19 protein-coding genes and 4 pseudogenes are annotated in these 17,999 nt (G+C 37.2%); 11 read left to right on the top strand and 12 right to left on the bottom strand.

The window, feature by feature from the left end; genetic code table 11:
• Nucleotides 1–26 precede the first annotated feature (26 nt).
• Nucleotides 27–296 (bottom strand): tetraacyldisaccharide 4'-kinase, encoded by a 270-nt coding sequence (locus tag LZ575_RS24080; RefSeq protein ID WP_311196135.1) that lies wholly within the window; start codon nucleotides 294–296, stop codon nucleotides 27–29.
• The gene (gene lpxK, locus LZ575_RS21065) at nucleotides 241–1,038 is read right to left on the bottom strand and encodes a tetraacyldisaccharide 4'-kinase (RefSeq protein WP_311195889.1); all 798 of its coding nucleotides are present in this window, start codon (nucleotides 1,036–1,038) and stop codon (nucleotides 241–243) included. The genes LZ575_RS24080 and lpxK overlap by 56 nt, the downstream gene beginning before the upstream one ends.
• Nucleotides 1,039–1,081: 43 nt before the next feature.
• Between lpxK and LZ575_RS21060 the strand changes: the two genes are divergently transcribed.
• The 6 genes and pseudogenes from LZ575_RS21060 to LZ575_RS21035 all read left to right on the top strand — a co-directional run bounded on the left by LZ575_RS21060 (nucleotide 1,082) and on the right by LZ575_RS21035 (nucleotide 5,961).
• Nucleotides 1,082–2,176: a Nif3-like dinuclear metal center hexameric protein gene (locus LZ575_RS21060; protein WP_235327150.1), complete on the top strand. Its 1,095-nt coding sequence runs from the start codon at nucleotides 1,082–1,084 to the stop codon at nucleotides 2,174–2,176.
• 2 nt (nucleotides 2,177–2,178) lie between these two features.
• Nucleotides 2,179–2,959: pseudogene (locus tag LZ575_RS21055) on the top strand (zinc ribbon domain-containing protein).
• Between the two features lie 142 nt (nucleotides 2,960–3,101).
• Nucleotides 3,102–3,359, top strand: coding sequence for a hypothetical protein (locus tag LZ575_RS21050; RefSeq protein ID WP_235327147.1), 258 nt, complete (start codon nucleotides 3,102–3,104; stop codon nucleotides 3,357–3,359).
• 103 nt (nucleotides 3,360–3,462) lie between these two features.
• Nucleotides 3,463–3,702, top strand: a complete 240-nt coding sequence (locus tag LZ575_RS21045; RefSeq protein WP_235327145.1) for a hypothetical protein — start codon at nucleotides 3,463–3,465, stop codon at nucleotides 3,700–3,702.
• Nucleotide 3,703: 1 nt separating this feature from the next.
• Entirely contained in the window at nucleotides 3,704–4,375 is a 672-nt protein-coding gene (msrA, locus tag LZ575_RS21040) for a peptide-methionine (S)-S-oxide reductase MsrA (RefSeq protein ID WP_235327143.1), read from the top strand.
• A 98-nt stretch (nucleotides 4,376–4,473) separates the two neighbouring features.
• Nucleotides 4,474–5,961: a potassium/proton antiporter gene (locus LZ575_RS21035; RefSeq protein ID WP_235327141.1), complete on the top strand. Its 1,488-nt coding sequence runs from the start codon at nucleotides 4,474–4,476 to the stop codon at nucleotides 5,959–5,961.
• Here LZ575_RS21035 and LZ575_RS21030 read toward each other — a convergent pair.
• Nucleotides 5,958–7,320 (bottom strand): annotated as a pseudogene (locus LZ575_RS21030) (FAD-dependent oxidoreductase). The gene LZ575_RS21035 and the pseudogene LZ575_RS21030 sit on opposite strands and share 4 nt — an antisense overlap.
• A gap of 244 nt (nucleotides 7,321–7,564) precedes the next feature.
• On the opposite strand from LZ575_RS21030, the gene LZ575_RS21025 reads away from it, so the two are divergent.
• From LZ575_RS21025 to LZ575_RS21010, 4 genes are all read left to right on the top strand, one after another.
• Nucleotides 7,565–7,810 (top strand): hypothetical protein, encoded by a 246-nt coding sequence (locus LZ575_RS21025; RefSeq protein ID WP_235327139.1) that lies wholly within the window; start codon nucleotides 7,565–7,567, stop codon nucleotides 7,808–7,810.
• A 419-nt stretch (nucleotides 7,811–8,229) separates the two neighbouring features.
• On the top strand, nucleotides 8,230–8,385 hold the full coding sequence (locus LZ575_RS21020; protein ID WP_235327137.1) for a lmo0937 family membrane protein: 156 nt from the start codon (nucleotides 8,230–8,232) through the stop codon (nucleotides 8,383–8,385).
• A gap of 66 nt (nucleotides 8,386–8,451) precedes the next feature.
• Nucleotides 8,452–9,210 carry an SDR family oxidoreductase gene (locus tag LZ575_RS21015; protein ID WP_235327135.1) on the top strand — a complete coding sequence of 253 codons (759 nt, stop codon included), beginning with the start codon at nucleotides 8,452–8,454 and terminating at the stop codon, nucleotides 9,208–9,210.
• Nucleotides 9,211–9,276: 66 nt separating this feature from the next.
• The gene (locus tag LZ575_RS21010; RefSeq protein WP_235327133.1) at nucleotides 9,277–9,972 is read left to right on the top strand and encodes a hypothetical protein; all 696 of its coding nucleotides are present in this window, start codon (nucleotides 9,277–9,279) and stop codon (nucleotides 9,970–9,972) included.
• Nucleotides 9,973–9,974: 2 nt separating this feature from the next.
• Here LZ575_RS21010 and LZ575_RS21005 read toward each other — a convergent pair whose 3' ends face one another.
• Together LZ575_RS21005 and kynU are read right to left on the bottom strand one after the other, a co-directional pair.
• Complete coding sequence (locus tag LZ575_RS21005) at nucleotides 9,975–10,904, bottom strand: serine hydrolase (RefSeq protein WP_235327131.1); 930 nt, start codon at nucleotides 10,902–10,904, stop codon at nucleotides 9,975–9,977.
• A gap of 56 nt (nucleotides 10,905–10,960) precedes the next feature.
• Nucleotides 10,961–12,237, bottom strand: a pseudogene (gene kynU / locus LZ575_RS21000) (kynureninase).
• Nucleotides 12,238–12,355: 118 nt separating this feature from the next.
• Here kynU and LZ575_RS20995 point away from each other — a divergent pair.
• A pseudogene (locus tag LZ575_RS20995) lies at nucleotides 12,356–12,998 on the top strand (O-methyltransferase).
• A 50-nt stretch (nucleotides 12,999–13,048) separates the two neighbouring features.
• On the opposite strand, the gene LZ575_RS20990 reads toward LZ575_RS20995, so the two are convergent.
• The 7 genes from LZ575_RS20990 to LZ575_RS20960 form a co-directional block, all read right to left on the bottom strand.
• Complete coding sequence (locus tag LZ575_RS20990; protein WP_235327129.1) at nucleotides 13,049–13,327, bottom strand: twin-arginine translocase TatA/TatE family subunit; 279 nt, start codon at nucleotides 13,325–13,327, stop codon at nucleotides 13,049–13,051.
• Between the two features lie 81 nt (nucleotides 13,328–13,408).
• On the bottom strand, nucleotides 13,409–15,499 hold the full coding sequence (locus LZ575_RS20985) for a M1 family metallopeptidase (protein ID WP_311195888.1): 2,091 nt from the start codon (nucleotides 15,497–15,499) through the stop codon (nucleotides 13,409–13,411).
• Nucleotides 15,500–15,786: 287 nt separating this feature from the next.
• A complete protein-coding gene (locus LZ575_RS24075; protein WP_311196134.1) occupies nucleotides 15,787–16,170 on the bottom strand; it encodes a DUF6702 family protein in 384 nt (127 codons plus the stop codon).
• Between the two features lie 200 nt (nucleotides 16,171–16,370).
• A complete protein-coding gene (locus LZ575_RS20975) occupies nucleotides 16,371–16,901 on the bottom strand; it encodes a hypothetical protein (RefSeq protein WP_235327125.1) in 531 nt (176 codons plus the stop codon).
• A gap of 6 nt (nucleotides 16,902–16,907) precedes the next feature.
• Complete coding sequence (locus tag LZ575_RS20970; protein ID WP_235327123.1) at nucleotides 16,908–17,141, bottom strand: hypothetical protein; 234 nt, start codon at nucleotides 17,139–17,141, stop codon at nucleotides 16,908–16,910.
• Nucleotides 17,142–17,174: 33 nt separating this feature from the next.
• Nucleotides 17,175–17,498, bottom strand: coding sequence for a hypothetical protein (locus tag LZ575_RS20965; protein WP_235327121.1), 324 nt, complete (start codon nucleotides 17,496–17,498; stop codon nucleotides 17,175–17,177).
• 135 nt (nucleotides 17,499–17,633) lie between these two features.
• Nucleotides 17,634–17,987, bottom strand: a complete 354-nt coding sequence (locus LZ575_RS20960; protein WP_235327119.1) for a carboxypeptidase-like regulatory domain-containing protein — start codon at nucleotides 17,985–17,987, stop codon at nucleotides 17,634–17,636.
• Nucleotides 17,988–17,999 lie beyond the last annotated feature (12 nt).

Here is a 17,999-nt window from a genome sequence, read left to right as displayed (position 1 = left end):
TTGAAAAAATGAGGTGCAAAAGCGCCTCATTTTTCATTTATAAAATCCTGAATGGCCAATTGGAAATCTTTCTCCTTATTAAGAAATTTTGTTCTTATAGGTATATAATAAAATTGGGAGTGAGAAATTGAATTTTGAAGTCTCATATAATCCTTTTCTGTTGTCACAATAATTTCAGCTTCAGAAATTTTAAAGATATCCTTTTCTAAAAAATTGTGATGATCTGGAAATTGCAGATGATCAAAACTCAGGTTTAGTGAGCTTAAGTAATGAAGTAGTGGCTTGGGCTTTGCAATTCCCGTAACCAGAGTAAATCTTTTGCTTAGCTAATAATGCGGGATCAATATTTCTGCCTTTACCGTCGAGCAAATAATCACTATATTCTATATAAGAGAAGAAAAGTTGCTGATGGGTTTTGATTTTCAGTTTTTTCCCGATCTTCTCCTGGTCGTGCAAACTTAAATTTTCCGGAGATTTAGTTACAACAATAACATCTGCCCGCACAGCTCCCGATTTCGGCTCCCTTAGATTCCCTGTGGGAAGCATACGATCTTCCGAATAAATATTATCAAAACTTGTAAGAAGAATATTAAATCCTGCCTGGATTTTCCTGTGTTGAAAGGCATCATCCAGCAGTATTACTTCAGGTTGATATTCAGAAACAATTCTCTCTATCCCCTGCTTGCGGTTTTCATCTACCGCTACAACCGCCTCAGGAAATTTTGTTTTAAATTGAAGCGGCTCATCCCCTACGGTCTCTGCAGCCTCCTTTCCGTGAAGTTCAATATATCCTTTGGTTTTTCTACCATAACCCCTGCTAAGAGTTGCAATTTTATACTGAGGCAAGAGGAGATTAAGCAGGTATTCTATCATTGGAGATTTTCCCGTACCTCCAACACTAAGATTGCCAACAACTATAACGGGAGTAGAATAGGAAAAAGAAGATAAAATTTTCTTATCGTAAAACCAGTTGCGCAATCTTATAACGAGGCCATAGAGTAGTGAGAATGGCAAAAGGAATTTTCTTAGTATACTCATCAAAGCGAAAGTATAATATTTATATTTGAATTAAAATAGTTTTATGGTTATTGCTGAAGTGATAAAACATCTGGAAGAATTCACTCCTCTTTCAACAGCAGAAGATTTTGACAATGTAGGTTTACTTGTAGGGAATCCTCAAAGTGAGCTAACGGGAATTCTCATAACCCTTGACACTTTGGAAGAAGTAGTAGAGGAAGCGATCCAAAAGAACTGCAACCTTATAGTAAGTTTCCATCCTATTATTTTTTCAGGACTTAAAAACCTCATAAGTAAGGATTATGTGCAAAGAGCTGTCATAAAGGCCATAAAAAATGATATTGCAATTTATGCAATTCATACTGCACTGGACAACCACCGCCTGGGAGTTAATAAAATGATCTGCGATAAGTTAGGACTGAAAAACACCCGAATTCTTATTCCCAAAAAAGGAGTAATAAAAAAATTGACCACCTATGTTCCACTTAACGATTTTGAGCAGGTAAGGGAGGAATTATTTTCTGCGGGAGCGGGTGCAATTGGCAACTACGAAAATTGCAGTTTCAAAATAGAAGGAGAAGGCAGCTTCTTACCTAATGAGGATGCAAATCCAACTAAAGGTAGCCGGGGAGAATTGCATCTCGAAAAAGAAGCACAATTGAACCTTATTTTTCCATCCCACCTGGAGAGCAAGATCCTGAAAACCTTATTTAAGAGCCATCCCTATGAAGAAGTAGCTTATGAAATTGTCACATTAGATAATGAACATCAGGCACAGGGATTGGGAATGATAGGGGAATTAGAGAATGCGATGGAAGAGGGAGAATTCCTGTCTCATTTAAAAAACACCTTTAATTCAGGATGCATTAGACATTCTGAACTTCTGGAAAAATCGGTTAAAAAGGTCGCTGTGTTAGGTGGCAGTGGCAGTTTTGCTATTGAGAAGGCGAAAAAAGCAGGTGCAGATTTTTTTATTACTGCCGACCTGAAATACCACGACTTCTATAAAGCTGAGAAAATGCTGGTCCTGGCAGACGTGGGCCACTATGAAAGTGAGCAGTATACAAAAGAATTATTACATTGGTTTCTTAGCAAAAAATTTAGTAATTTTGCGCTTATTTTAGCGAATACAAAAACCAATCCTATCAAGTATTATTAACTATGGCAAAAAAAACCGATGTTACTGTAGAAGAGAAGTTAAGAGCGTTGTACGATCTTCAACTAATTGATTCCAGGATCGATGAAATTAGAAATGTACGAGGTGAACTTCCGTTGGAGGTAGAAGACTTAGAAGATGAAGTAGCCGGATTAAATACACGTATACAAAAGTTAGAGGCCGATCTTGATGTTATCGAGAATGACATTAAATCTAAGAAAATCCAGATTGATGATTCTAAATCGGCAATTAAAAAATATAGCGATCAACAAAAAAATGTTCGTAACAACCGTGAATTTAACGCTTTAAGCAAAGAAGTAGAATTTCAGGAACTGGAAATAGAACTGGCTGAGAAGCACATCAAAGAATACCGGGCACAAATTGAGCAGAAAAAAGAGGTAATTGACCAAACAAAAGAACGTTTGGAAGATCGTCAAAAACATCTTACTCATAAAAAAGGGGAACTTGATGCAATTCTTGCAGAGACTCAAAAAGAAGAAGAATCTCTTCTTGAAAAGTCTAATGAGTTTGAAGCCCAAATTGAACCACGCTTAGTAGGGGCTTATAAACGTATTCGCAATAATGTTAAGAATGGATTGGCAGTTGTACCTAGTAGAACGAGGTGCATCTGGAGGTTCTTATTTCACTATACCGCCACAGGTTATTGTAGAGATCGCAGGCCGCAGGAAGATCATTACCGATGAGCACAGTGGTAGAATACTTGTAGATGAAGATTTAGCTAAAGAAGAACAGGAAAAAATGTCTTCCTTTTTTTCCAAGATCTAGATTAATATAATTTTATTATCCAGGGGTATTAGAAGGTAGAACTTTTTAATACCCTTTCTTTTTTGCTCCTGCCAAGTGTTAACATGGCTTTTACAAAAAAAATGATTTTATCTTCTAACTTTAAAAAATTAAATTCGGCACTATGAAGATCAAATCCCTTTTTCCATGTATTCTGGTTCTATTGATGGTTTTTTCCTGCAAAAACAATAATAAAACTGAAGGCGAAATAGTCAATCCAGAATCTGATGTTCAATTTTCCCCTACTCCCAATGAAATTAGCCGGAAAGATACTTTAGGAAGAACGATAGACTCAACACCTGTTTCACGGGAAGAGGAAGAATTACCCAAAGAATTAAAGACTGCTACTACGTCTCCTACTAAGCAGATATATAAAGGCTGACCAGCAGGGAGATAATAATTGTGCCTGTTACTGTCTTGATATTAACCCAGGAGCAACTTCAGAATTATGCCTGGTAGATGGGACCATGTACATTTCCACCAGAATGGAGAAAAGTGGAAATAATATTAATATATATTTTATTGAACCCTCTGCCCGAAGTTCTGAAGGAAAAGATATTCCCTGGAAGGATTTCGATAAAAATTCTCCAATTGCTACCATTATTCCGCAGAACAATGGAGAAATTGAATTGGATTGGTTAGGTTTTACTGTTAATGGAGACTTAGCTATGGACTACGCCATCTATGGTAAAAAAACCTTAGAAGGTGTTTACAAAAAGAAATAAAATGAGAAATCTATTTTTACTAACTATTGCCCTCTCCCTTTTTTCCTGTGGCAATGGTAATACACAAACCGTAACTAAAAAAGAAATTGCCAACGCCGAACTAGTAGAGGTTCCTATGGAAGGAAATCTTGCCCGCGCATATTTTGCCAGCGGTTGCTTTTGGTGCGTGGAAGCAATTTACGAAAGCATGCAAGGAGTTGAGGAAGTGATCTCGGGTTATTCCGGTGGCCATACTAAAAATCCAACTTATGAAGAAAGCAACAAAGGAACTACTGGACATGCTGAAGCTGTGGAGGTTATTTATGATCCCGAAGTAGTTGATTTCGCCACCCTTGTAGAAGTTTTTTTTGGGTCCCAAAATCCAACCCAGCAAAATGGACAGGGACCTGATGTTGGTTCTCAATACCGTTCTATAGTATTTTTTCAAAATCAGGAACAAAAAGAAGTAATTGAAAGGATAAAAGCTGAAGTTGCAGAAAATTATGACAAACCTATAGCAGCTGAAGTCTTACCATTTCAGAAATTTTGGGTTGCTGAAGATTATCATCAGAATTATGAAAAGCTCAATCCTGATAATCCTTATATCCAAAATGTTTCTATCCCCCGATTAAACAGGTTTAAGAAAAAATTTCCGGAGCTACTGAAAGCCAATGCAAAAGCTGCCCATAAATAATTAATTTTCAGAAAGAATAGATTTGAAGCTCACCGGGGCTTCATTTTTATTAATAGCAAAAGCTGAATTAAATTTTTACCACCAACACAGGAACTTTAATGGAAATTACAACAGAAAATGTTTTACTCATAGGATCCCTCCTGTTGTTCATAAGCATATTAGTAAGTAAAACCTCGTACAGGTTCGGTGTTCCAACATTGGTGTTATTCCTTATGGTAGGAATCCTGGCCGGATCTGAAGGTATAGGAAAAATAAATTTTGATGACCCACAGCTCGCTCAATTCGTGGGAATTGTCTCCTTAAATTTCATTTTATTTTCGGGAGGACTGGACACCAGCTGGAAAAGTATTAAGCCTGTGATGTGGCAGGGAATTTCTCTATCAACCCTGGGAGTTCTAATTACTGCCTTAAGCGTCGGAGTATTTGTAAGTTTTATTACAGACTTTACTATCTATGAAGGTTTACTCCTGGGGGCTATTGTCTCTTCTACAGATGCTGCAGCTGTATTTTCAATATTGAGATCTAAGAATCTTGCACTTAAATCCAATTTAAGGCCAACCCTTGAGCTGGAAAGCGGAAGTAATGATCCTATGGCCTATTTCCTTACTCTCGCCTTTCTGGGACTTGTCCTTGCACCTGATAATAGTATTTACAGCATCATCCCTTTTTTCCTTCAGCAAATAATTATAGGTACTCTCCTGGGGTTTGGGTTTGGAAAACTCAGTAAGATAATTATTAACAGGATTAAACTTGATTTTGAAGGTTTATACCCTGTTTTGGTAATAGCTCTAATGTTCATCACTTTTTCTGCAACAGATTTTTTTGGGGGTAACGGGTTCCTTGCCGTCTACTTATGTGCTGTATATTTAGGTAACCACGACATTATTCATAAGCGAACAATAATGAGGATGTTTGACGGTCTTGCGTGGTTAATGCAAATTGTATTATTCCTTACCCTGGGACTATTGGTCTATCCAAGTCATGTCTTACCTGTAGTGGGAGTAGGAATTTTTGTATCAGTCTTCCTCATATTTATAGCAAGGCCCTTAAGTGTATTTATAAGCCTGCTTTTCTTTAAAATGAAAATGCGCCGCAGGTGGTATATTTCCTGGGTAGGTTTAAGAGGAGCAGTTCCTATTGTGTTTGCCACGTATCCACTTCTTGCAGGTATAGAAAAAGCAGATATGATCTTTAATATTGTTTTCTTCGTCTCCTTATCCTCAGTTTTGCTACAGGGAACGACTTTGTCTCTCGTGGCAAAATGGTTACGTGTTGCTTTACCGGGGAAAGCCAAACAGCGATCTCCTGTAGATACCTTTTTAAATGATGGGGTGAAATCCTACATTAGAGAAATTATTATTCCAGAACATAATCACTCTGTAGGCAAAAGAATTGTAGATCTCAAATTCCCACGCAAAGCCATTATTGCTATGATCTCCAGAAACGACAAATTTCTTACTCCAAACGGTGCCACTCAAATTGAACCCAATGATATGCTTATCATTCTTACAGAAGATCAAACCTCCCTGCAAAGTGTTTATGAAAGCCTTCATCTTGATATGTCACTGGAACAGGAGGAATTTTAATTAATTTCTATGTTTTGATCTTTTAAAAGATGAAGTATTAGTTCTTCTATTTCGGGACTGTTCCACTTTTGAGCTATGTCTTTAGTTTTCATGACTTTATCCATAATCTCCCTCTGCTTAGTCTCCTATCGCAAGAGCTTCAGCATAAGGTTTATTTGAAAAAGTTACCCGCGAGTAAAGTGGAATCCATTTTTCAGGAAAATTTTCAGCAAAGCGATTTTCAATTTTCTTCCGAAGCAAAAATTCGGGAGTTGCAGTTTTATTGCTCATTTCAATAAAATTGCGGTAACTTAATTCTGCAATTGCATCAGCATTGGGTTTTCTCAATTCCTGATACTGCTGGAAAATCATTTCCCAATCATCTCCATGTTCTTTTATTAGATCATCCAAAACCGAGATATCCTCAAAACCTGCATTCATCCCCTGCCCGTAAAATGGAACTATAGCGTGAGCTGAATCTCCCACTAATGCAACCTTATCATTAAAAGTCCAGGGATAACATTTCATAGTCACCATTGCACTTGTGGGATTGCGAAAGAAGTCACGTTTTAGATTTGAAATCTCGTCCCGGATGTCCGGGAAATACTTTACAAAAAATTCATCTGCCTCCTTCTCGGTCTTGATGTTCTCAAAAGAAACAGGACCCTCAAAAGGCAAAAATAAGGTGCAGGTAAAACTGCCATTTATATTAGGCATGGCGATAAGCATAAACTCACCTCTTGGCCAGATATGGAATGAAGTATTATCAAGTTTATGAGATCCATCTTCGTTAGCGGGAATAGTTAACTCTTTATAACCCACCTCAATAAAATGCTGGGAATAATTGAACCTACTTTGCCTTTGCATTTTATGCCTTACCCGGGAAAAAGCTCCATCGGCCCCAAAAACGAGATCATACTGGTATTCGTTCCATTCACTCTTTTCGGTTTTTCCGGTATAAATTTTAGCCTCTGCCAAATCAATATCCCAAACCTTTTCCTCAAATTTAAATTCGGTTCCTGCTTCTTCTGCAAGGTCAATCATTTTTCTATTCAACAATCCTCTGGAAATAGACCAGATTGCTTCCCCTTCTTTACCATATTTTTGAAAATACAAAGGTTTGTCATTGACATGCATTGCCCTCTTATCCAGTGGGAGTGCTAGTTTTCTAACCTCATCCTCGACGTCAATCTTCCTTAAAGCTGCCCAGCCCCGGTTGGACATTGCCAGGTTAATGGACCTTCCTGAAAATTCAACAGTTCTTACGTCCTGCCGTCTATCAAAGACAGTAACAGTATGCCCGTTTTTTCGTAAATAAAGAGCCAGTAGAGATCCTACCAGTCCCGAACCAATAACAGCTATATTCCTGGGGTGTTGCATTCGATTTTTCTAACTATATATAATTTCGAGCATTTTCGAAATTCATAGAGTAAAAGTACTTAAAATATATAAGAACTGCCCCTGTAACCCCTCCTACATATGATTGGATTCTTTCAGGGAGGTATTTATTATATTATTAACAGGTTCTGTCATTGGGATAGCTAACTTTAGATAAAATAGTTTCGATAAACAACTGGAAGAAAAATATCCACTTGTTATAATCAAACAATTAAAAGATAGAAAAATGGATCAGGAAAAGTTAGACCAGATGCGCCAGATACGCAACAAATTAGAAGACATTAAAAATAGCCAGGAAAGTGTTATTGATAAAATCAACCATGTAATTACAGATCTCTTTCAGCATCCTGATGCTGATTTGGAAAAGGCAATGGAAGAGGCTCATCAAAAATCTTCAGATAATGTAGATGCTGTTCGGGAGGTGATAGAAGATTATGATATTAAAATAAATAAACTTGAGAACGAAGGCTGAGAGAATAGAAGTTTCAACTAATTAACCCTGCTAAAGACTTTAGTGGTGGTTTGAATAAGTTAATATTTTTAGGTAACGGGAGAGTTTCAATTTCAGTTTATCTAATAATTTAATCAACATAATTAGAATTTCAAAATCCCATTATTATTAGTCTCATTGAAATTTTTACAAAAATCCTTGCAGGATTAAGGAGAAAAAAATTAATTTCTTATTTAATCGCTTTTTAATTAAGAAATTTCGTTAAACACTCGTTAAAGTAGTTTCGCCTGGACTTCCTATTGTATAAATTCGTAGAGAATAACTAACCAGGTTATGTGATTTTTGAAATGGAGTTTTTTTTACCTGGTTATGGTACAGCTTTATTTTAAAAATCAGTAACTATTAATTTGTAACTAATTGTTACATTAAAACTTTAAATTATGAGAGATTTAATTTGGCTTATCGTAGTATTATTAGTAATCGGCTGGCTAGTAGGTTACTTTGCTTTTCCAGATTTGGGAAGTATTATTCACATTTTAATTGTGATAGCCGTAATTTTAATTCTGTATAAATTACTGACTGGTAGAAGAATGTAATTTTAAAAATTAATACTGGGAGCCCTTTGAATTTTCAAAGGGCTTTTTTATTTAAAAAATTTAGAGATGAACAGGATGTGGAATTTAAATGGATGTACTGCTGTAGTAAGTGGGGGAAGCAAGGGAATAGGCAAAGCAACGGTTATTGAGCTGTTAAATTTGGGAGCAAAAGTGATCTTTACAGCCCGGAAGGAAGAGGATATCAAAGAGTTGGAAAATGAACTTCAGAAAAAGAATTTTGATGTGAAAGGTTTGGTTGCCGATGTTTCTGTACAAAAGGATAGAGATATCATTTTAGAAGAAGTAAGGAGCAAATGGGAGAAGCTTGATATTCTCGTTCACAACGCGGGAATCAACATCAGGAAAAAAGCAAATGAGTATACTGAAGAGGAATACCGTAAGATCCTGGAAATAAATCTATTTTCTCCTTTTGAGCTAAGCCGAATGCTTTATCCCTTACTTAAAAAGAGTTCCGGAGGTACAGTTATCAATGTAGCCTCTGTTGCAGCCCTTCAGGATGTTGGAACAGGAACCCCCTATGCTATGTCTAAAGCCGGACTATTACAACAAACCAGAAGTTTGGCTGTAGAATGGGCCATAGATGGAATTAGAGTAAACGCTGTATCTCCATGGTTTACAGAAACGCCATTAACACAGGGATATCTTTACCAAGAAGAAAATATTGTTAATATTCTAAAACGCACTCCTTTAAAGCGGGTTGCAAAAGCCGGGGAAATTGCGAATATTATAGCTTTTCTTGCTATGGAAAAATCTTCCTACATAACTAAGCCAAAATATAGTAGCAGATGGGGGAATGACAATTAATGCCATTTAACCGGAGTCTTACCAATTAGAAGGAAATTATTATTACATTTAAACAAAGCTTTGAATATGAATAAACTGTACTTTCTCCTTGCTATTTCTCTCTTCCTTGGAAGCTGTAAAAATGAATCGACCCCTTCTACTTCTGTAGAAACGGAGACTACTAAAGACCCACTGACTACGGAAATTGCTCTTGCAAATGGTTTCAGTAATTTTGAAAATGTAGAACAATTGAATTTTACTTTTAACGTGAAGGTCAATGACACGCTGAGATCTCAACGCTCCTGGAAATGGTTTCCAATGGATGAAAAAGTGGAATTAACAGAAAATGGAAGTACATTAAGCTATATTAACGACGGAGATCTTACTGATGAGGAAAAATCTATAGACCAGAAATTTATAAACGACTCCTATTGGTTATTATTCCCATACCAACTCATGTGGAGTGATTATGAATTTGAGCAAAACAGAAGTGCAGTTGCACCTATAAGTGGAGAACCAATGAGACAGGTCTCTATTTCTTATACGAACGATGGTGGTTATACTCCGGGAGACACCTATCACCTGTTCCTGGATAACGAAAATTCTCTAATAAAGGAATGGACCTACGAATCTTCGCAAGGCAGAACAATGTCTACTACCTGGGAAGATTACGAAACTTTTAATGGTATCACTATAGCTCAAATGCACAAGAGTGAAGACGGAAGTTTTCAATTATACTTTACAGATATTGAAGTAAAGGCGGAACAGGATTCTACTTTGTAAAATTAATATTTAAGACCTCTCACTAAATTTTCAGAACCATCAGCAGGTTTCCATTTCGATTCAGGTTCAAAATAATTCCAAAGGTAAGCAGAAATTTTTCTTTGTAAGACCCAGCTTTCATTATCATATTCCCAGGAAGCATCTTCGTTTTCTTTTGTAGCCACATAGAAAACGTAATCACCACCGGGAGCATTGACCATCACTAATTCCGATCTTGACCTGTCTACCATTCCCTGCTTGGCCGCAGTTTGTACGTAAGGAGGAATTTGGGAAAGAGAATAATCGGTATAAAAAGAATTTGTCATCATCCGGTACATTTCGTCACTGGCCGCGGCACTTACTAATTTCCTGTTCCTCATTTTCACTAGTAACGAAGCCATTTCTTTAGGAGTTGTTTGTCCCCATCCAAATTCTTCCCAATTCTCTTCTCTGCCCTTCGTTCTGGAATTCACCCGGGTATTTTGAAGTCCCAGCTCCTCCATAATTTTGTTTATTGCCTCTCCTCCACCTGCCAGTTCCTGGCTCCAAATGGAGGTGACATTATCACTGTAAGTAATCATAAGTGCTGCAAGGGTACGAAGATCTGTTTGAGTACTGTCCTTAAAAAACTGCATTAAACCTGATCCTCCATATACCCGCTCATCCCGGTAGATAAGGGTGTCGTTCAGGGAAAGTTCCCCGCTGTTGATCTTGTCAAATAGTGCTATTAGAATTGGAACTTTAACTATACTGGCCGTGGGGAAAATAGTGTCCTGATTTATTGCGGCTTCTTTGCCAGTTTTTAAATTGTAAACATATACTCCTGCTGTTCCATTAAAGTCACGGGTTATTTCTTTTAAACCCTTCACAAGTTCCAAATCCTGTTGAGGAGATTGAGCCCGGAATTCAAAGGGGTAACTTAAAGCCAAAATAATTAAAAGTCTACAGATCATATTTCAGGAGAATTTGATAAAAATATTAACGACAAATAAATTCTAAATAGGGATTTTTACTCCAAAATACCTCTTTTAAGGATTTGTCCAAATTTATACATATCTTCAAAAGAACAGTAAAAAGGTGCAGGCGCCAATCTTATAACATTAGGTTCTCTCCAGTCTGTAATTACACCATTCTTCATAAGATACCTAAAAATCTCCTTTCCTTCTCCATGGAGAAAAACAGAGAGTTGCGTCCCTCGTTCTTCCTGCAGCATAGGAGTAATTATTTCAAATTTTCCATTCACTTCCCTTGCAATTTCCTGAAGTATGAATTCAAGGTAAGCAACAATTTTATTCCTCTTTTCTATTAATGCTAAGCATTCCTACCTCATCAAACATCTCTATAGACGCAAGGTAGGGTGCCAAAGCAAGAACGGGAGCATTGCTAATTTGCCAGGCGTTAGCATCTGGTTCAGGTTGGAAATTCGGTTCCATTAAAAATCTTCTTTCCTTATTATGGCCCCACCAGCCTTCAAAACGTGGAATGTCAGTCCTATTATGATAGCTCTCGTGTACAAAACATCCTGAAGCGTTCCCAGGTCCGGAATTCATATACTTGTAGCTACACCAGGCTGCAAAATCTACATTCCAGTCATGTAACTTAAGTTCAATATTTCCCGCAGCATGTGCAAGATCCCATCCTACTTTTGCACCAATTTTTTGACTAAGCGGCAGTAATAGTTTTCATGTCCATCACCTGCCCTGAATAGTAATTGACACCCCCAATAAGAACAAGCGCACATTCCTCCCCAATTTCCTCTATTTTTTTAACTATGTCTTCGGTTCTAAAATGATGTTCTCCTTCCCGCTTTTTAATTTCCACTACAGCCTCACGTGGATCGTATCCATGGAATCGCACCTGTGAGGCAATCATATACTGGTCGCTTGGAAAAGCTTTTTCCTCACATATAATTTTAAATCTTTTACCTGCAGGCCTATAGAACGACACCATGAGTAAATGAAGATTCACTGTAAGGGTATTCATTACTGTCACCTCGTGGGGTTTGGCTCCAACAATTTTGCTTAACTTTTCCGGAAATCTTTCGTGATAGTCCCACCAGGGTTTATTAGAATGAAAATGACCTTCCACAGCCAGTTCCGCCCAATCTTCCATAATATCATTGACATATTTTGCTGCAGAGCGGGGTTGCAACCCGAGGGAATTTCCCGTGAAGTAAATTACTTTTTTCCCATCCACTTCAGGAAATAAAAATTCCTCTTTATATTTAGCTAAAGCATCATTTTTATCCAGGGATCTGGCGAAATCCCGGCTATTCTCAAAATCCATAACTATAGTTTTGCAGTAAAAATACCATTAAAAAGCTGCATCAAAAAGCTGCACATCCATTTAAAGGAAATTCATTTTAATGGCGGTAGAGTTTATTAAATTTGCTAAAACGACCCTTATGCATTTTATCCCCGAATCCTTAGATGAATATTCAGTAAATCACACTCAACAGGAACCTCCATTACTAAAAGAACTGGCAAGGGAAACTCATCAAAAAGTTTTACAGCCCCGAATGTTGAGCGGCCACTATCAGGGAAGGTTACTTAGTATGATTTCAAAAATTGTTAAGCCACGAACAATTCTTGAATTAGGAACCTACACAGGATATTCAGCCTTATGCCTGGCAGAAGGTTTACATCCTGAAGGAGCACTTCACACCATAGATGTGAATGAGGAACTGGTAGATTTTCAGAAAAAATATTTTCAGTTATCAAATTACAAAAACCTTATCCATCAACACCTGGGAAATGCATTAGATATTATTCCTACACTAGACCTGAAATATGACCTGGTTTTTATGGACGCCGATAAACCAAATTATCCGGCCTATCTGGACTTGTTGATAGATAGAATTAATCCGGGAGGAATTCTTCTTACAGATAATGTACTATGGAGTGGAAAAGTAGTGGAACCTAGTGAAAGAGGACGATCTTTCTACTATTGCTTTAATAGAATACAATAAAAGAATTGCACAGGATGACAGACTTGAGACGGTCATGCTACCAATAAGAGATGGACTAAGTATTACAAGAGTTAAGTAGGAAAGAAGATCTTAAGAAGTTAAGACTTGTTTGTAAAAGGAAGAAAGTATCTAGAAACGCCTTTTTACAGAGGTAATTTCTTCAATGTCTTCTTTAACTTTGCTTATTTCCTGCCGAACATCCTTTGAAATATCAGAATCTATACCTTGTTTTTCGGCACTTTTGGTGATCTCATTTTTGATGTCATTGGAAGCATCCCGTAAAGTGCGCATTCCTTTCCCAAGACCTCTGGCGATTTCGGGAATTTTATCGGCACCAAAAACCATTACCAGTATAAACATTATAAAGGCAATTTCTGCTCCACTAATAAATAAAGGAAGATGAATCATAGCACACAAATATAACCACAAATTTATCCAAAAAAAGAAGCCGACTCGTTAAAGTCGGCTTAATATTTTTTTTACACTAAATTAGTTTCCTGAACTGTCCCGAAATTGTTCAAATTTGTCCACTTTCACTTCTTCCGGCCAGGAATTGTTTTTAAGATCTACATCTGCAGTTTCAAGATTGGGATCTACTACAATTTTTACTATTTCCTTATCGGTAGCTACTGCCTTACTTATTTCATTATCATTCTTTCTCCAAACCTGAACAGGATAGGTAATTTTTTCTGAAGTACCATCAGCATAAGTATATTCTACTATCATAAGCATTACGAGACCTCCCGGTTTTACAAAAGTGATCTGGTAGAAATACTTTGGAGATTTTAAACTGGCTCTTTCAGCAGGTGTAAAATTGTCCATCACATATTCATTAAGCCGGGGGACATTTTCAAGGGGAGTCCTGCCTTTCATTTCTTCAGAATATTCTTCACTTCCTTCTTCTACTACAAAGAGAGCTTTTACCTCTTCAGGATTTTCAACTCCATATTGCTTTAATCGTGCAATTCCATCCTTTGTAGGCTTATCTGTTACATAATATTTTTTAACCTCCTTAATTCCTATGTCCACATTATCGGTACTGTAGAACCAGCCTCTCCAATACCAGTCAAGATCAACTCCAGATGCATCTTCCATTGTTCTGAAAAGATCCTCGGGTGTTGGGTGTTTAAACATCCAACGTTGTGAATAGGTCCTGAACGCATGATCAAATAAATCCGGACCCATTACAGTTTCCCTCAGGATGTTAAGAGCCGTAGCAGGTTTACCGTAGGCATTGTTCCCCAGTTGATAAACATTCTCAGGATTGCTCATGATGGGAGCAATATAATTTTGGTCGCCCTTCATATAAGGAACGATATTGGCAGGAATACCTCTCCTGGAAGGATAAACCTCGTTTGGCGCAATTGCCTGCGGATATTCTTTACCAAATTTTTGTTCAGCAAGATACTGGAGGAAAGTATTTAGTCCTTCGTCCATCCATCCCCATTGCCTTTCATCACTATTTACGATCATTGGGAAAAAGTTATGCCCCACTTCGTGAATAATCACGCTAATCATTCCAAATTTAGTTCTGTCACTGTAAGTACCATCTTCCTCGGGTCGTCCATAATTCCAACAGATCATTGGATATTCCATCCCCTGATTTTTGGCATGAACCGAAATTGCTTTATGATAAGGATATTGAAAAGTGTGATGTGAATAGGTCTTCAAAGTACTTGCCACCGCAAGAGTAGAATATTCCTCCCACAGAGGGTTTCCTTCTTTAGGATACATAGAAATAGCCATCACATTTTTTCCCATCACATCTGTATTCATCATATCAACGACAAATTTTCGTGATGTAGTGAAGGCAAAATCTCTCACCATCTCTGCCTTAAGTTTCCAGGTCTTCTTTTTTTCTGAAAAACCTTTTTCAGCTGCTTCAGCTTCTTGCTGGGTTACAATAATAACAGGTTTGTCAAAAGACTTTTTAGCCTGTTCATACAAGTTCATCATTTCACGGGAATAAACTTCTTTTCTGTTCTGGATTTCCCCTGTTCCATCTAAAATATGATCTGCGGGAACAGTAATATTTACTTCATAATTCCCGAAAAGCAGGGCAAATTCACCGTTCCCCCAAAATTGCATATTCTGCCATCCTTCTACATCATTGTAAACAGCCATGCGGGGAAAGAATTGGGCTATGACATAAACATTATTTCCATCTCCAGGAAAATGTTCGTAACCCGATCTCGCTCTGTCAGTAACGTGATTGTTAATTTGATACCACCATTTAATTTTAAATGAGTAACTCTCTCCCGGTTTTAATGGCTGCGGAAGATCTATTCGCATCATTGTGAAATTTATGGTATAAGGAAGAGCTTTCCCGTCCTTACTTACTTCTTCAATTTTAAATCCACCGTCAAAAGGCTCCTCCATAAACTGAGTTACAAAACTCCCCGGATTGGAAACCGGAGGTATCCCACTTGCATCTTTTTGCAAGGCAGGCGAATCTTTAGTTCGTATATTTTGATCCAGTTGAACCCAAAGATATTCCAGCGGATTGGGAGAATTATTATGATAAGTTATAGTTTCTACCCCTTTTAATTGCTGGGTTTTATCATCAAGCTCAATATCCATTTTATAGTCGGCCTGATTTTGATAATAAGCTTCCCCGGGTGCACCTGAAGCGGTACGATATTGATTGGGTGTAGAAAAAAGGTCATAAAGTTGACGAAACTTATTCTCATTAAAATGGCCTTTTTGTGTTACTTCCTCCTTTTGGCTTTCGTTTTCCTGAGCATAGACAATTTAGCGGAAATAGTAAAGCAAAAAACCAGTAATAGGGATTGTATTTTTCTCATTCTAAAAATTAGTTTATACAGGGCCTAAAAATAAGGTTTTATTCCTCATTATTAGGTACTCTGTTAGAATTTAATAGAGTCCATATCCTTGTCAGAAATTAAAACCATACTTCGGGTACGGCCATTGAGAACTACATGGACAAGGTTCTTTTGCTCTTCAAAAAGGTCCATTAAAACGGAATTTTTTACAGAAATTTCCTTAAATGGTTTAACCCCCGGCACTTCAATGTAAAATAGGATCATATCGTTTTGAAACTCTTTCCCCAGGTATTTCACCTCTACCTTTTTTCCGTCTAAAGCAACATCAATTTTTTGTTCAAGGTATTTTTCAATGTACTCCTCTACACCCGAAGTTTCTAAGCGGGGTCCAAGTTTAATATTCTTATCATACCTGTCTTTTAAAACATCTTCAAAGTCATCAATAAAAACCCGGGAAAGGATTTGCAGACTTTGGGCTTTTTCGTTGTATTCAATTTCAGTTACGCTTACATAAAACTTGTGAAGACTGGGTAAAGGAGGTAAGGCTTATTACAGCCAGTAAAAGAAGGATTTTATTTCTCATAATAAAATGCGGTGTAGGTGCAAATATCTTCAAGAAGTATTCCACAAAAAAACAGCAGGGCACCTCCTCTTGTTTCCATAAGGAATTACTGCTTTTTAAAATAAGCGAACTGCTTTTGCATTTTTTGAAAATATTCTATTAACTGCAGTTCGTTTTCATTAATAATCCTGTTGCGGAGGTCAGAATTTTCTGCACAATAATACATGAAGGAGTATATTTCCTCCTTCGGAATATGAAGAAGAGTGGTAAAAAACTCTGTGGAAAAAGCATCAATAGCCCTTTCTATAAGGCGCGATAGGTCCTCATTTGCTTTTATCATCTTAAGCCTTTTCAATCGCCCGGTGAGAGCATTAATGGCCATATCCAGCGGAATTTTCAGAGTGCGATGTTCAAACTTAACGCTTTCAGAATGTAGCTCTCTTTCAGCTTTTGTTGGCAGAGGTTTTTTAGACAAAGGAACTCCAAGCTTAAACTTATCGATGATCTTGATATCTGCAACGTCCTTTCCAAGATTTCCTGATAGACCGGAATCATTAATGTTTACTTCTTCTAATTCATTAATAACTTCTGAAAGCTTTATCTCAAGATATTTTTTCTGAAGATTTTCAGCTGTCACAATGACCTATAGTTTTTCGTATTGCACAGAAGAAAACCACAGCGTATCGTTTTCCTGAACTTCAATGAGAAATGATCCTGTTGCAGTGTTTAATGTTCCCGTGCCGCGGGAAATGTTAATTATATGAAGAGTAGATTCTTCCAGGGAGTCTGCAAAAACTTTTCCTGAAAGATTCACCACCTGGCTTTGACAGTATATACTGAAGAAAAGAAAAAGGAACAGGGGGAAATTTCTATTCATATAAGCTTTTAACTCCGTATAAAAGCAATTATTTTAATTGCCTGCACGAAGAGCTTTATACTTTTCACTTTCGTTAAATAAAAAGTCAATGAGAGCGAGCTGGTTTTCCTTTTTAAGTAATGCAGAATTAATACCTACGTCGTCCAGATAGAAAATGAAATCCTCAATCCTGTCTTTGGTAATCCCCAGGCTGCTTGTAAAAAAATTATCATCAAATAACTCTCTCACCTGTTTAGAAGCTGGTTTTGCAGGTGCGGTATACATAGGTTTGGATTTCCCTTTTATACCAAGCACATCTGCTAAAAGGCCAAGCCCGCCAAGGATGTTTAAACTACTAAGCACCAGTAGATATTTCATTTTGCCTCATGGCAAGATGATCTGGTGCTGCAAGGGGATCATTAATATCAGCCTCGAATCTTTTGTTTTTAATAGCACTAAAATCTACTTCTACAGGAAGATCCTTTACGATCTCAATACTGGAAAGATCAGTATTTATATTAAGGTAAGTTTTATATTACTAATATTTACCTCGGCAAGCTCATTAACATCCTCAATAAGATTTACTTCAATAACACCAGCTTTTAAGTCTTCTTTAGTTACTACACGTTCTTCATTTACAAATTGAATAGATGAAAAGAGAAGAGTATCATTTTGTTTCACCTCTATTACAAAGGTACCTGTGGAGGAATTCACAGTTCCTGTTTGTTGAGATTTGTTGATAATGTGCACCGCTGAACCATCGAGATTATTTGCTATGATTTTTCCCCGTAAAGGGATATTTTCCTGAGCCTGTGCCGCAAAGGAGAAGAAAGCTCCAATAATCAATAGGAGTAACTGTTTTTTCATATAAGTATAGAT

This window comes from Antarcticibacterium sp. 1MA-6-2, from assembly GCF_021535135.1.
Taxonomy (GTDB): domain Bacteria; phylum Bacteroidota; class Bacteroidia; order Flavobacteriales; family Flavobacteriaceae; genus Gillisia.
This window is presented reverse-complemented; position numbering and strand designations above follow the sequence as displayed.